This window comes from Thomasclavelia ramosa DSM 1402 (genome assembly GCF_014131695.1).
Classification (GTDB): Bacteria; Bacillota_I; Bacilli_A; order Erysipelotrichales; family Coprobacillaceae; genus Thomasclavelia; species Thomasclavelia ramosa.
In genome coordinates, this window is sequence record NZ_CP036346.1 from 801,547 (window position 1) to 814,944 (window position 13,398).

The 13,398-nt window shown below is 32.4% G+C and carries 14 protein-coding genes; 12 read left to right on the forward strand and 2 right to left on the reverse strand.

What is annotated here, in order from left to right:
- The first annotated feature begins 36 nt into the window (after nt 1-36).
- On the forward strand, nt 37-429 hold the full coding sequence (locus tag EYR00_RS03860) for a hypothetical protein (RefSeq protein ID WP_009008800.1): 393 nt from the start codon (nt 37-39) through the stop codon (nt 427-429).
- A gap of 21 nt (nt 430-450) precedes the next feature.
- Here EYR00_RS03860 and EYR00_RS03865 read toward each other — a convergent pair whose 3' ends face one another.
- Nucleotides 451-2,094: an Rqc2 family fibronectin-binding protein gene (locus tag EYR00_RS03865; protein ID WP_003538474.1), complete on the reverse strand. Its 1,644-nt coding sequence runs from the start codon at nt 2,092-2,094 to the stop codon at nt 451-453.
- Between the two features lie 123 nt (nt 2,095-2,217).
- On the opposite strand from EYR00_RS03865, the gene gmk reads away from it, so the two are divergent.
- The 4 genes from gmk (at nt 2,218) to EYR00_RS03885 (ending at nt 4,393) form a co-directional block, all read left to right on the forward strand.
- Complete coding sequence (gene gmk, locus EYR00_RS03870; protein ID WP_003538467.1) at nt 2,218-2,790, forward strand: guanylate kinase; 573 nt, start codon at nt 2,218-2,220, stop codon at nt 2,788-2,790.
- 28 nt (nt 2,791-2,818) lie between these two features.
- A complete protein-coding gene (locus EYR00_RS03875) occupies nt 2,819-3,229 on the forward strand; it encodes a hypothetical protein (RefSeq protein WP_003538465.1) in 411 nt (136 codons plus the stop codon).
- Nucleotides 3,230-3,354: 125 nt separating this feature from the next.
- The gene (locus EYR00_RS03880; protein WP_003538462.1) at nt 3,355-3,771 is read left to right on the forward strand and encodes a YjdF family protein; all 417 of its coding nucleotides are present in this window, start codon (nt 3,355-3,357) and stop codon (nt 3,769-3,771) included.
- A gap of 49 nt (nt 3,772-3,820) precedes the next feature.
- Nucleotides 3,821-4,393, forward strand: coding sequence for a YdcF family protein (locus EYR00_RS03885; RefSeq protein WP_003538461.1), 573 nt, complete (start codon nt 3,821-3,823; stop codon nt 4,391-4,393).
- On the opposite strand, the gene EYR00_RS03890 is transcribed toward EYR00_RS03885, so the two are convergent.
- Nucleotides 4,394-5,215, reverse strand: coding sequence for a DUF4300 family protein (locus tag EYR00_RS03890; protein ID WP_003538459.1), 822 nt, complete (start codon nt 5,213-5,215; stop codon nt 4,394-4,396).
- Between the two features lie 116 nt (nt 5,216-5,331).
- Between EYR00_RS03890 and EYR00_RS03895 the strand changes: the two genes are divergently transcribed.
- The 7 genes from EYR00_RS03895 to pknB all read left to right on the forward strand — a co-directional run bounded on the left by EYR00_RS03895 (nt 5,332) and on the right by pknB (nt 13,390).
- The gene (locus EYR00_RS03895; RefSeq protein ID WP_003538457.1) at nt 5,332-5,850 is read left to right on the forward strand and encodes a nitroreductase family protein; all 519 of its coding nucleotides are present in this window, start codon (nt 5,332-5,334) and stop codon (nt 5,848-5,850) included.
- 40 nt (nt 5,851-5,890) lie between these two features.
- Nucleotides 5,891-6,016 carry a hypothetical protein gene (locus tag EYR00_RS15765; protein ID WP_003538456.1) on the forward strand — a complete coding sequence of 42 codons (126 nt, stop codon included), beginning with the start codon at nt 5,891-5,893 and terminating at the stop codon, nt 6,014-6,016.
- Nucleotides 6,017-6,210: 194 nt separating this feature from the next.
- Nucleotides 6,211-8,409, forward strand: coding sequence for a replication restart helicase PriA (gene priA, locus EYR00_RS03900; RefSeq protein ID WP_040434405.1), 2,199 nt, complete (start codon nt 6,211-6,213; stop codon nt 8,407-8,409).
- A 12-nt stretch (nt 8,410-8,421) separates the two neighbouring features.
- On the forward strand, nt 8,422-9,675 hold the full coding sequence (gene rsmB, locus EYR00_RS03905) for a 16S rRNA (cytosine(967)-C(5))-methyltransferase RsmB (RefSeq protein WP_003538453.1): 1,254 nt from the start codon (nt 8,422-8,424) through the stop codon (nt 9,673-9,675).
- A gap of 1 nt (nt 9,676) precedes the next feature.
- A complete protein-coding gene (gene rlmN, locus EYR00_RS03910) occupies nt 9,677-10,705 on the forward strand; it encodes a dual-specificity RNA methyltransferase RlmN (RefSeq protein ID WP_003538451.1) in 1,029 nt (342 codons plus the stop codon).
- Complete coding sequence (locus EYR00_RS03915; protein ID WP_003538450.1) at nt 10,705-11,442, forward strand: Stp1/IreP family PP2C-type Ser/Thr phosphatase; 738 nt, start codon at nt 10,705-10,707, stop codon at nt 11,440-11,442. The genes rlmN and EYR00_RS03915 overlap by 1 nt, the downstream gene beginning before the upstream one ends.
- 1 nt (nt 11,443) lies before the next feature.
- A complete protein-coding gene (gene pknB / locus EYR00_RS03920; protein WP_003538449.1) occupies nt 11,444-13,390 on the forward strand; it encodes a Stk1 family PASTA domain-containing Ser/Thr kinase in 1,947 nt (648 codons plus the stop codon).
- Nucleotides 13,391-13,398: the final 8 nt, after the last annotated feature.

A 13,398-nucleotide genomic window follows, 5' to 3' on the forward strand; every position in this document is an offset into this window, starting at 1 on the left:
TTTAATCGAACATATAGTATATTAAAGGAGGTGGAAATGATGTTTTGTAACTCAGGATGTGGTTGTAACAACAGCTGCGGATGTGGAGGATGTAACAGTGGAATGAACTGCTGCCGTGCTACTCCAATCGTTGCACCAAGAAAAGTTTGTACAAGCTGCTCTAATCAATATGTTGAACAACCAATTATTTGCCCAATCGAATGTCGCCATATTAATAATATCGTTTATTACCCACGTTATTATCCACGTTATGAACGTACTTTCATGACTCAAAGTAATGGAAATCCATTCGCAAGTGCTGCTAACGCTACTCCATTTAACGGAGCAGGTACAGGATTTAACGCAGCTAATAACACAGGTGACTCTGTTATTAATGGAATGTATAACAACGCTAATAACGGAGGAAGCGGATGTGGATGTAACCGCTAAAAAAGATAGATGCCCAGGCATCTATTTTTTTTGTAATTCATCGAGGCAATGTTGATCAGGATCAATATAAATAGTTTTATAATTATCTAAGATTACTTGCCCAGGTTTAGCGCCATGAGGCTTTTTCAATGTTTTTATTAAAGTATAATTGACAGGAACACTACTACTGTTTTTCCCTTTTGAATAATAGGCAGCGATATTACTAGCTAATCGAATCGTATATTCATCTAATTGATCACCTTTAACGACAACATGACTACCAGGCATATCTTTAACATGAAACCAGGTATCATAGCGATGAGCATGTTTAAAAGTTAGATAATCATTTTGAAGGTTATTCTTCCCAATACATATTTCAATACCATCTTTAGTATAATATGTCTCAAAAGAAGGTTTTTTATTTTTACGGATCGTATTAGTTTTCTTTTTCTTTTTTAAATATCCTAGATTTTCTAATTCTTCTTTTATTTCTAGGGCATCATAGTATGAAGCATTATCCATTAGTGTTAAAAGAGTGTCAAAATATTCAATTTCTTTTTTGGTTAAATCAATCTGCTCATGCAGAACATTGATTGAATTTTTTGCCTTTTGATACTTGTTATAATATTTTTGAGCATTACTTTTAGGATCAAGTTTTTCATCTAAATCAACCATAATCTTAGAACCATCATAGTAATTATCTAGTTCAACATGACGCATTCCTTTTTTTAATAAATGTAAGTTTGAGTATAAAAGATCGCCAATGATTCGATATTCATCACTATTGTTCGAATCTTCTAGAGTTGATTCTAATTTTGCAAGTTTAGTAACATTTTTTTGATATTCATTATTAATAAATTTCAAAAGATTTGATGTTTGTTGTTTTATACGTTCTTTTTGATCGATTAAATTAAAATGTTTATCCAGACCATCGAATAATGAATAAGACTGTGCCTGCTGATTTAGATGAGTTAATGGAATTAAATGAAAATATTCTTTTTCATCAACTCTACTTATATAAAGGGTATCGCTATTTTTTATTTCATCCATAATCTCTTTAAAATCTATACCATTATCATGACGATAAAGAATTTCTTTAGATAGGATTGGAGACATCCCTTGATATATTTTTGTTAGATTATTGTTTTCAATAAAATCACTAGTGAAAGGATCAACTTTATTTTGATTCATTGGTGGCAATTGGTACATTGCCCCTGGTTGTACAAAACGTTCACTATTAATGTTAGGGGTAATTCGTTTTAAACAATCAAGAATTTTTTTATCTTGATTGCAAAGAATAATATTAGAATGTTTACCCATAATTTCAATATAACAATGGTATTCAACGTAATCACCAAATTCGTTATGACAGCCAAAAAGAAAATGACAAATTCGATCTAATTCGATTTGTTCAATTTTTTTGATATAACCACCCTCAAGATGTTTACGAAATAACATTGTTAAAGGATTCGGACTTTCCGGAGTAGGATAGTCTAAATTAGTCAGCTGAATTCTTGCGTACATTGGATGGCAGGAGAGCAGCAGCTTGTAATTAGTTCGATTATTACGAACTTGAATCAATAATTCATATTTTGAGATTTGGTAGATTTTGTTGATTCTACCACCAGTTATTGTTTTGTTTAAGTCATCAATTACTTGATGCATCATTATTCCATCATATGCCATTTTTTATCACCGTTGTAAGTATAACATAGATTAAAAATAATTGACATTATATAGTTTGAAAACAATTGACAATATAAGACGTATTTTGTATGATGAACTTATCAAAAAAAAGGGGTGTAGACAGTGCAAAAAGGAATGTTGATAATTCTTAGTGGGCCTAGTGGCGTTGGTAAAGGAACAGTAAGAGAAGAATTATTCAAAGACGATAGTTTAAATCTTGCTTATTCGATTTCGATGACAACAAGAAAACCACGTCCAAATGAAAGAGATGGAATTGATTATTTTTTTGTTGAAGAAGAAGAATTTAAAAGTAAAATTGAAGAAGGAAAGTTATTAGAGTGGGCGCAGTTTGTCGGTAATTATTACGGAACACCCAAAGATTACGTTGATCAATTATTAAATGAAGGTAAAAATGTTGTTTTAGAAATTGAAGTTCAAGGGGCCCTTCAAGTAATGGAAAAATGTCCAGATGCAACAACAATCTTTTTAGTACCACCTAGCTTAGAAGAACTCGAACGACGAATTCGTGGACGTCGTACAGAGGAAGAAGAGATTGTCCAACAACGTTTATCAAAAGCAAGAAAAGAAATTGCGACTAAAGATGAATATAAATATGTAGTGGAAAATGATGACGTTATGGCAGCAAAAGATAAAATTGCTGAAATTATAAAAAATCATCAAACAAATCAGGGGTAAATATCCCTGATTTTTAGTAGGAGGAAAAATGGAAAAGTTTAAAGAGTATTTTAAGGTGTTTGCGTATATTTTTTATCCAGGAATGGTTTTAATTTTATATTTGGCGCAAGGGTTAGAAGGTAAATTAGGACTTGATTTAATTTTTTGCCCAACCGACATTATTGTGTTATTAGCTATTTTGGGAATATACATGTTGTTAGATGCATTTAAAGTATTTGATGCTAAAGTGTTTGATTTTATGAAAAAAAATGATGGACGGCTAAAAGTGCCATTTTTACTAGCTTTTTTATTAATTATTGCAGTTTTGATGGGACTATATGATGATTTAAAAGTATATTTTTATTTGAATAATGATGTAAGTATTAATTTATTTATTATAATCGCATTAGGTTTAGGGTTAGCAGGAATAGCTTTCCTCTTAAATAAATCTGAAAAATAAGTTATAATATGGTTGCTAAGATAAAAACACGAACTTGTTGGTAGTCAAGTTGTGCATTTTGCATCAGTAACCTGCCCTCCTGAGGTTGTCCGTTCTTAGAAGTAAATTTCAAGGAGGATAGCGATATGTTGGATGTTGGTTTGGAATTAAATGTTTTATTTGATGATCCGTTTTGGATTGGAGTATTTTATTTAACAAATGGAGATAAGTGTTACGTTGAACGAGTTGTGTTCGGTCAAGAGCCAAGTGATGGTGAGATATATGTTTATTTTTTAAATAATTACCATAAACTTAATTTTGTTGCTGAGTTCAAAGCGAAACATAAAGATAAACCAAAAAATCCTAAGCGATTACAACGGATGATTAGAAAACAATCTATGAACTTACAAACAGGTACTAAATCGATGCAAGCGTTGAAACGACAATATGAGCAAAATAAGGCAAAGAATAAAATTATTCGTCGTGAGCAGCGAACGGCTGAAAAAGAGCATCTATTTGTATTGAAACAGCAAAAACGTAAAGCGAAACATCGGGGCCATTAGGCCCTTTTGTTACAATTTCCCGGGAAATGTAAAATAATGAGGTAATAAAATGGTCAAACGAGTAATAATTGGATTTGGAATATTGAATCTACTAGCATTTTTATTAGTATTTAAAAAACCATATAAAAAACAGCGTTATAAAAAATATGATTGTGCGATTATTTGTGGTTATCCTGCTAATATCGATGGTGAGCCATCAACAATTATGAAATCACGGGTTGAAATGGGTGTTACTTTATATAAAAAAGATAAGATTAAATTTTTAATCTTATCTGGTGGGGCAGTTAAAAATGAATATCAGGAAGCGAAAATAATGGCTTCATATGCAATTAGTTTAGGGGTAAAAAAAGAAGATATCCTTATCGAGGGACAATCTCGAAGTACATATCATAATTTGATGTATAGCCGCGATATAATGCAGATAAATGGATTGAAAAATGCTCTAGTTGTTACAAATAGCTGGCATTTACGAAAGGCAGATCATTATGCTCGGAAATTCAAATTAGATTATGCCATGGTCAGTGCTTCAGCACCGAAATCATACTGTTGGATTAAAGTCGTGGTTCTGCATCTAGGAACTAATATAAAAATGTATTACAATTTATTCAAAGGATATTATTAATTATTTATTCAGATATTTATTATTTTCAAAAACGAGTGGCAAACCGTCATTTTCATCTCCTTTGAGATCGTTTCGAGTTAATAAATACGTTTTTAATTCACTTCGGCTATTAAATTTTGTCACCTGATAAGGATAAAAACAACCGTATTTTTCAATAAAATATAAACCGTCATTGCTATCAATTAAAACACCACAGTGGCTAACAAAGCGACGGTTATCTGCGGAAGAGTGAAGCCACAAGGTAATCAATGATGCTTTTTGGTTTTGTTTTACGCTAAAGTCACGATCACTAAATGTTTTTTCAATTTGATTGATATGAGAAATTTCATTATTTTTTATGCCGGTAACAGAAATGCTGTTAAAAGTAGTAATGAATTTTAAACGATCTTCTTGGCTCATTGAATACTGATCAATAGTATCAATTAAATTTAAATTAAACATAATATATGAGTCATCTGCGTGACCGCTATTATTAGTATAAATTAGGTTTTTTATTAAGATAAATGAAGGAATTAGTGAATTAGAATCGTTTTGATCACTTATTTCAACTGGGCTATTATATTTAAAATATTGGTAATCTGGTTGTTCTCTTTCTAAAGTTTCAAAATCACCAATTAAGGGTGTAGCGTGCTGATTAAAGGTATTAACATAGGAAAAGAATTGTTTAATATTCTCTTTGGGGAGGTCAGCTTCATTTAAAATATTAGTAAGTTTATTTTGACTGGCTTGATTACCAAGATTGCTATATAAAATTGGCTTGTCTTTAGAGCATCCTGTTATCATAAGCAGGCATAGTAAAATTATTGATAGTTTTTTACACATAAACAGCCCTCCTTTTATCTAAATTATATAGAGTATTTTTCTTAAAAACAATTATCTATATCTTAATATTCATTAAGTCTGTGATATAATATCCTTATAAAAAGGGGGATAGTATAATGAATGAAACAATCAATAATTTAATTACACGTCGAAGTGTTCGAAGCTTCCAAAAAGAGCAAATTAGCGAAGAACAATTGAATGAAATTTTGACGGCTGGAACATATGCAGCCTCAGGAATGGGACGTCAATCTGCAATTATGGTAGTTATTCAAAATCCTGAGATAATTAAGCGGCTATCAAAATTGAATGCGGCAATAATGGATAGTGAAAACGATCCTTTTTATGGAGCACCAACAGTGGTAGTCGTTTTAGGGGATTCAACGATTGGAACATATTTAGAAGATGGTGCGTTAGTAATGGGGAATCTTTTAAATGCAGCCAATGCAGTTGGCGTAGATTCTTGTTGGATTCATCGTGCCAAAGAAGTTTTTATGAGTACTGAGGGAAAAGAATTGTTAAAGCAGTGGGGCATTGATGAAAAGTATGTAGGAATCGGTAATTGTATTTTAGGTTATGGTAAAGAACCGAAACCAGAAGCTAAACCGCGAAAAGATAATTATATTTATCATGTCTAGGAATCGCAAAGATTCCTTTTTTTAAAAGAGAGTGAATGCAATGAAGTATGTATTAACTCATGCAACTGTTTTTGATGGTTATCATGATTATGTGTTGAAACATGATCTTAATATCTATCTTGATGAATCATCAATAAAAGCTTTTAGTGTCATCAGGCTAGTTTAATTTGCACTTTATTACCAGCGGTGTTACTCGCTAATTTTTCGCTAGAACAGATGTTTGTGGTAAGATGATAGATCATCCAAAAATAAAAAACGTGGGAGAGCAATTAGATACTTTGCTATAAAGATATAAGAGTTAATCGACTCTTTTATTTTATCTTGTAGATGTGGTAGAATAGAAACAAATTGGAGATGATGATGGTGTATATTGTACAAGTATTAGTAGAACATCCAACCCATGCTCTTGACACTACTTTTGATTATTTAGCAAATACTGAAATTGCTAGTGGGGTTAGAGTGACAATTGCGTTTGGATATCAACGAATAATCGGATATGTAACGGGATGTCGTTATAGCAATTCAACAAAAGAGGAATTAGAAGCAGCAGCAGGATTTAAATATCGCTATATTAGTGAAGTTATTGATGAGCGCCCCTTATTAAATCAAGAATTACAAGAGCTGTCTTTGACATTAGCAAAATTAACTTTGTCACCACGAATTAGCTGTCTTCAAGCAATGTTGCCACCTCAATTAAAACCAAGTACAAATAAAAGTGTTGGAATTAAGTATCAAAAAGTAATTAAAGTTATTAATGAAGATGCTACTCTTAAAACTGTTAAACAACAAGAAGCGTATCAATATTTAAAAACACATCCCGACACGCCACTAAAAGCATTTCCTTATAGCCGTGGACTGCTTGACAAGCTAATTGAACAGAGGGTAACGGTAATAATCGAACAGGAATTATATCGTGACCCTTATTTAGATGATCAAAAAGAGGAACATGAGTTTTCTTTAACTGTTGATCAACAAAAAGTAGTCAATGGAATCATGAGCAAAATTGATACTTATCATACTGCTTTAATTCATGGTGTGACTGGTTCTGGAAAAACCGAAGTGTATCTACATTTATCTAAATATGTGATTAGAAATAATAAAACTGTCTTAATGTTAGTACCGGAGATTTCTTTAACACCGATGATGGTCAATGCTTTTAAACACAAATTTGGGAAAGAGGTAGCAATTTTACATTCAAAATTATCTGCTGGTGAGCGTTATGATGAGTATCGGCGAATTTTGAATAGTGAAGTTAAGATTGTTGTTGGTGCTCGAAGTGCGGTATTTGCGCCTTTGGAAAAAATAGGATTGATTATTTTAGATGAAGAACATGATCCTAGTTATAAACAGGAAAGCAAGCCACGGTATCAAACGACTCAGATTGCTCGAATTCGGGGGCAATACCATAACTGTCCCGTTATTCTTGGTAGTGCTACACCGTCACTAGAATCTTATAGTCGAGGACAAAAAGGAATTTATGATCTATACGAGCTACCAAAGCGGATCAATCAGTTTCCCTTACCAAAGATTGAATTGATCGATATGGCTGATGAAATTAGAAATAAAAATTATTCACTTTTTTCAAAAGCGATGAAGGAACAAATTCAAACCTGCCTGGATCATGATGAACAAGTAATTCTTCTATTAAATAAACGTGGTTATGCAACATATGTTCGTTGCCTTGATTGTGGTGAAGTAATTAAATGTCCTCATTGTGATGTAACCTTAACATATCATAAGGCGGATCACAAATTACGTTGTCATTATTGTGAACATCAAATTGAAATGCCGCGTCTTTGTCCACATTGTTCAAGTGAACGATTAAAATTAGTTGGAGCAGGAACACAAAAAGTAGAGGAACAGCTGGAGACTATATTTGATGGTGCAAAAGTGATTCGTTATGACGTTGATACAACTAAACAAAAGGATGGGCATCAAAAATTATTAGATAAGTTTGCTCGCAAAGAGGGTAATATTCTATTAGGAACACAGATGATAGCAAAAGGATTAGATTTTGAAAATGTTACTTTTGTTGGTGTTTTAAATGCTGATATAAGTTTAAATATCCCTGATTTTCGTGCTAATGAGCGAACTTTTCAACTGCTTGAACAGGTTTCAGGACGAAGTGGACGTGGTCAAAAAGAAGGTACAGTAATGATTCAGACATACAATCCTGAGCATTTTGTGTTACAATGTGTCAAGAATCACGACTATCTTCGTTTTTATCAGGAAGAAATGAAAACACGAAAATTAGCAGCTTACCCTCCATATGTTCATTTAGTGAGCATTTTAATACAAGGAAAAGATGAAGAAGTTGTTAATCAAAGTGCGGTGCAAATAAAAGAGTATTTACAAAAACAACTTGATAAAATGGCAATTCTTGGTCCGGCAAATAGTTTGATCTATCGGATGCAGGATATTTATCGTAAACGTATTATGATTAAATTTACAAATAGTAAACAATTATATCCAGTATTAGAAAAGATGAGTGATTTTTATAATAAAAAAGGAAATAAAGTTCATGTGGTTTGTGACTTTAATCCATATAATCAAATATAGGAAGGACTATTTATGGCAAGAACGACTGCATTAGATGTATTAATAAAATACCAAAATGAGCAAAGTTATTTAAATATTACTTTAAATGACTATTTAGAAAAAAGCTTATTATCTAGAAATGATAAAGATTTGGCTACACGAATTGTATATGGAACGATTCAAAATAAGTTATATCTTGAATATCAATTGGCGCCATATATTCAAGGGAAAAAAATTAAAAATCGTGAGAAAATGATTTTATTGATGTCATTGTATCAATTAATTTTCTTAGATAAGGTTCCGGATTATGCTGTAATTGATGAAGCTGTCCGTTTAGCAAAGAAACGTGATAATTTTGCGGGGAAATTTGTTAATGCTATTTTAAGAAATTTTTTACGTAATGGAAAATGTGAGATTGATGAGAAGGATGAATTGAAAAGAATTTCTATTGAAACAAGCCATCCCTTATGGATAGTTAAGATGTTAAGTAAACAGTATGATTTAAATATAGCCAAAAAGATTTGTCAGCATGATAATACACCACCAACCAGAGCAGCGAGGGTCAATATTTTAAAGACTACAAAGGCTCAATTATTAACTGATGAAAATTTTGAAGCAGGGAATCTTTCTCCCGATGGACTCTTGTACAGAGCAGGAAATATTGCTAACACTGATTATTTTAAAAACGGGTTAGTCACTATTCAAGACGAGTCAAGTCAGTTGATTGCTCCGTTGCTGGATCCTCAGCCAACGGATCTCGTTCTTGATATGTGTTGTGCTCCAGGAAGTAAAACTACACATTTAGCAGCTATTATGAATAATCAGGGTAAAATAATTGCATATGATTTATTTGAACATAAAATCAAGCTAGTTGAAGCTAATCTAAAACGCTTAGGTGTTAATAATGTAGAACTGCATGTTGGGGATGCCACTTTGTTGAAAGAAAAATATTCAGAAGAATCATTTGATAAAATTTTGCTTGATGCACCTTGCAGCGGTTTAGGAGTAATGAAACGTAAACCGGAGATTAAATATCATGATTCTGGTGCAATGGATACAATCATTCCTTTACAAGCAAAATTGTTAGACAATGCCTACTATTTATTGAAGAAAAATGGTAAAATGGTCTATAGTACGTGTACAATCAATAAAAAAGAAAATGAACAAATGATAAAACAATTTCTTGATAAATATCCAGATATGAAGATAATTGAAGAAAAGAAGATTTTACCGTATGTTTATGACAGTGATGGATTTTATATGTGTAAATTAGAAAAAGGAAAATAAGATGAAAAATATTTATGATTACTCACTAGAACAACTAACTGAATATTTTGCTTCAATCAAACAAAAGCCATTCCGTGCTAAACAAGTTTTTAGCTGGCTTTACCAGAAAGATGCTCGTAGTTTTGATGATATGTCGGATTTATCAAAAGATCTACGAAATCAATTGAAAGTAGAATTTTCTTTAGATGTTTTAAAAATTAAAGAAAAACAAGTATCAAGAGATGGGACAATTAAATATCTGTTCGAATTATTAGATGGAAGTTTGATTGAATCTGTCTTAATGATTCATGACTATGGTAAGTCACTATGTGTAACTAGCCAAATTGGCTGCAACATGAAATGTACATTTTGTGCTAGTGGTTTATTACGCAAACAACGTGATTTAACACCAGGTGAAATTGTTGCACAAATTATTAAAGTACAACAAGATATTGATCAACGAGTTAGTCATGTAGTCGTAATGGGGACGGGTGAACCATTTGATAATTATGATAATGTGATGGAATTTGTACGGATCATTAACCATCCACATGGTCTAGCTATCGGCGCTCGGCACATCACTATTTCAACTTGTGGATTGATCAAAGGGATCAAGCGATATAGTGAAGAAGGAATTCAAACTAATTTGGCGATTTCGTTACATGCTGCTAATGATGAAATTCGCGATGAATTGATGCCGATCAATAAGGTGCATCCAATGGATGATTTACGTGAAGCTATCAGTGAATATATTGATAAAACAAATCGGCGTGTTACTTTTGAATATATCATGTTAAAAGGTGTTAATGATGATATTGTTTACGCTCGTCAATTGGCACACTATCTACGTGGATTAAATGCATATGTTAATTTAATACCATATAATAGTGTTGATGAGCATGGTTATCAACCTAGTGATAAAGAAACAGTAGAAATATTTAAAAATGAGCTATTAAGATTACATATTAATGTAACTTTAAGAAAAGAACATGGGCGCGATATTGATGGTGCTTGTGGACAATTAAGGGCTAAAAGAAGTGGGGTGAAATAATGAACTATTATGCATTGACTGATATCGGTAAAGTACGAAATAAAAATCAGGATCAGGCTACTGTTATTGCAAATGTAAAAGATCAAGTTATTGCAATTGTCTGTGATGGTATGGGTGGTCATCGTGCTGGTGAAATTGCTTCTCGGGTGGTGATGGATCAATTTGTTAATTGTTTTGACAGTATCCCCCCATTTGATAATGTTGATGAGTTGAAAAAATGGGTAAATGAAACAATTTATGAAGCTGATGCGATTGTAAAAAGAATGGCTAAGCAAAATGTTGAGCATCATGGTATGGGTACGACAATTGTCGTGGCAATTTTAATGGATAATGTGATATATATTTCTCATGTCGGTGATAGCCGTGCTTATGTTTTGAAAAATGATCAATTAATGCAATTGACTAAAGATCATACTTTAGTTAATGCTTTAGTTGATCGTGGAGCAATCAGTGAAGAAGAAGCTGTTAATCATAGCCAAAAAAATGTTTTGACTCAGGCAATTGGTGCAGATACTGAATTAACCCCATCTTTTATCGAATTAGAATTTGCAGATAGTTTATTGTTGCTTTGCAGTGATGGATTATATAATTGCTTAAATGATGAAATAATTAAAGAAATTTTAAAAAAGAATATAAAAGTATCTCAAAAAGTTACTGAATTAATTGATCGAGCTAATGAAAATGGTGGACGTGATAATATCGGAGTAGCTATCATTGATAATCGGGAGGAAAAATAGGATGGCAAAAATAATTGCAGAACGTTATGAATTGTTAGAACTAATTGGTCAAGGCGGAATGGCAGATGTTTATTTAGCTCAAGATATTATCTTAAATCGTACTATTGCGATTAAGATTCTTCGAACTAGCCTTGCTAAAGATCCAATATATGTAACTAGATTTCAACGTGAAGCTAGTGCAGCAGCTGCACTTTCTCATAAAAATATTGTTGAAATATATGATGTTGGTGAGGATGAAGATAAATATTATATTGTCATGGAATATGTGCCGGGTATGACGTTAAAAGAGTTGATTTTAAAGCGTGGTGCTGTTCATGTAGTTGAAGCAATTGATATTATGAAACAAGTAATTAGTGGAATTTCTAAAGCTCATCAGCTAGGGATTATCCATCGTGATTTAAAACCGCAAAATATTTTGGTTACTGATAGTGGAGTGGCTAAAATTGCCGATTTTGGAATTGCTTCAATGCAATCTCTAGCGCAGGTAACCCAGACAGATGTTATTATGGGCTCATTGCATTATTTAGCTCCAGAATTAGCACGTGGTGAAAAAGCGACTGCCCAAAGTGACGTATATGCTTTAGGAATTGTTTTTTATGAGTTGTTACGGGGAGAAGTACCATTTAATGGTGAATCACCAGTTAATATTGCATTAAAGCATATGCAGGAAGATCTACCATCATTGTTGGAGTTTAATCCTTCAATTCCCCAGTCTGTTGAGAATATTGTAATTAAAGCTACTGCTAAAAATCTTAATGATCGTTATAAAAGTGCAACAGAAATGTTGGATGATATAAAGACTTGTATGGAGCGTCAGGATGAAGAAAAATTAGTTTTTTCACATGACCAAGATACTGATCCAACAATTGTTATTGATCCTCGTTCCGCATTTACTAGTGGCAATACTGCACCAATCGTAGATCCAGTTGAAGAAAAAGAAGTGGCAGCCCCTAAAAAAGAAGGTTTTTTCAGTAAATTAGTTAATAAATTTAAAGGTTTAGATACAAAAGCTAAGGTGGGAGTTGGTGTGGTTACTGCTTTAGTTATCGCGGGAATTGCTTTTGCGATTTATCTTGGAGTGAAGCCAGATACTAGTCTAATGCCTGATTTAACAGAAAAAACAGTTGAACAAGCAAAAGAAATTTTAAAAGAATATAATGTTACTATTAGCGATGATATTACTGAAGAACTATCTGATGAATATGAAAAAGGTGAAATCATTGCAACAGACCCTAAAAAAGGAACGACGATCAAAGAAGGTGATGTCGTTAAAGTAACAGTATCGAAAGGCAAATATATTGTTCTTGAAGATTACACTGGAAAAAAAGAAGATGTTGCTAAAAAGGCATTAGAAAAATTGAAATTTGAAGTAGAGATTGAATATGAGATATCTTCTAAAACTAAAGGAACTGTAATTGATCAAAGTATTGAAAAAGGAACTAAAGTAGATCCAACTGAAAAAGATCGTAAAATTATTTTAACAGTATCAAAAGGTGATTATGTAGTTCTTGGTAATTATGTAGGAATGGATCAAAATAAGGCCAAAGAAGCACTGACAAAACTTGGGTTTGATGTTACGATCAAAGAAACTAGTTCAGAACAAGCAGTTGGAACAGTTGTTGAACAGAGTTTAAAAGAAGGGCATAAGGTTGATCCTGATGAAAAAGATCGGACAATTACATTGACTGTTTCTTCGGGAATTAAAATTGAAGTACCAAATGTTAAAGGAATGGATATTGATGCTGCTGCGACCTTACTAACAAATAAAGGTTTTTCAGTTAAACGGGAAACATTGCCAACACCTACAGATCCAAATGAAATTGAAAAGATTACTGTAAATCAAGTAGTCCGTCAAAGTTTAGATGCCTTTACTACGGTAACTAAGAAGAATGAATCTATTACACTTTATTATTATAATTATAAACCTGAAATACCTACAGATGATTAGGAGGTAGA

Bases quoted from the DNA above. Each gene is read 5' to 3' on its own strand.
- priA (WP_040434405.1), top strand. From the start codon at position 6,211: ATGGTGTATATTGTACAAGTATTAGTAGAACATCCAACCCATGCTCTT.
- EYR00_RS03885 (WP_003538461.1), top strand. From the start codon at position 3,821: ATGGTCAAACGAGTAATAATTGGATTTGGAATATTGAATCTACTAGCA.
- EYR00_RS03895 (WP_003538457.1), top strand. From the start codon at position 5,332: ATGAATGAAACAATCAATAATTTAATTACACGTCGAAGTGTTCGAAGC.
- EYR00_RS03875 (WP_003538465.1), top strand. From the start codon at position 2,819: ATGGAAAAGTTTAAAGAGTATTTTAAGGTGTTTGCGTATATTTTTTAT.
- EYR00_RS03915 (WP_003538450.1), top strand. From the start codon at position 10,705: ATGAACTATTATGCATTGACTGATATCGGTAAAGTACGAAATAAAAAT.
- EYR00_RS03890 (WP_003538459.1), bottom strand. From the start codon at position 5,215: ATGTGTAAAAAACTATCAATAATTTTACTATGCCTGCTTATGATAACA.
- EYR00_RS03860 (WP_009008800.1), top strand. From the start codon at position 37: ATGATGTTTTGTAACTCAGGATGTGGTTGTAACAACAGCTGCGGATGT.
- pknB (WP_003538449.1), top strand. From the start codon at position 11,444: ATGGCAAAAATAATTGCAGAACGTTATGAATTGTTAGAACTAATTGGT.
- rlmN (WP_003538451.1), top strand. From the start codon at position 9,677: ATGAAAAATATTTATGATTACTCACTAGAACAACTAACTGAATATTTT.
- rsmB (WP_003538453.1), top strand. From the start codon at position 8,422: ATGGCAAGAACGACTGCATTAGATGTATTAATAAAATACCAAAATGAG.
- EYR00_RS03865 (WP_003538474.1), bottom strand. From the start codon at position 2,094: ATGGCATATGATGGAATAATGATGCATCAAGTAATTGATGACTTAAAC.
- EYR00_RS03880 (WP_003538462.1), top strand. From the start codon at position 3,355: ATGTTGGATGTTGGTTTGGAATTAAATGTTTTATTTGATGATCCGTTT.
- EYR00_RS15765 (WP_003538456.1), top strand. From the start codon at position 5,891: ATGAAGTATGTATTAACTCATGCAACTGTTTTTGATGGTTATCATGAT.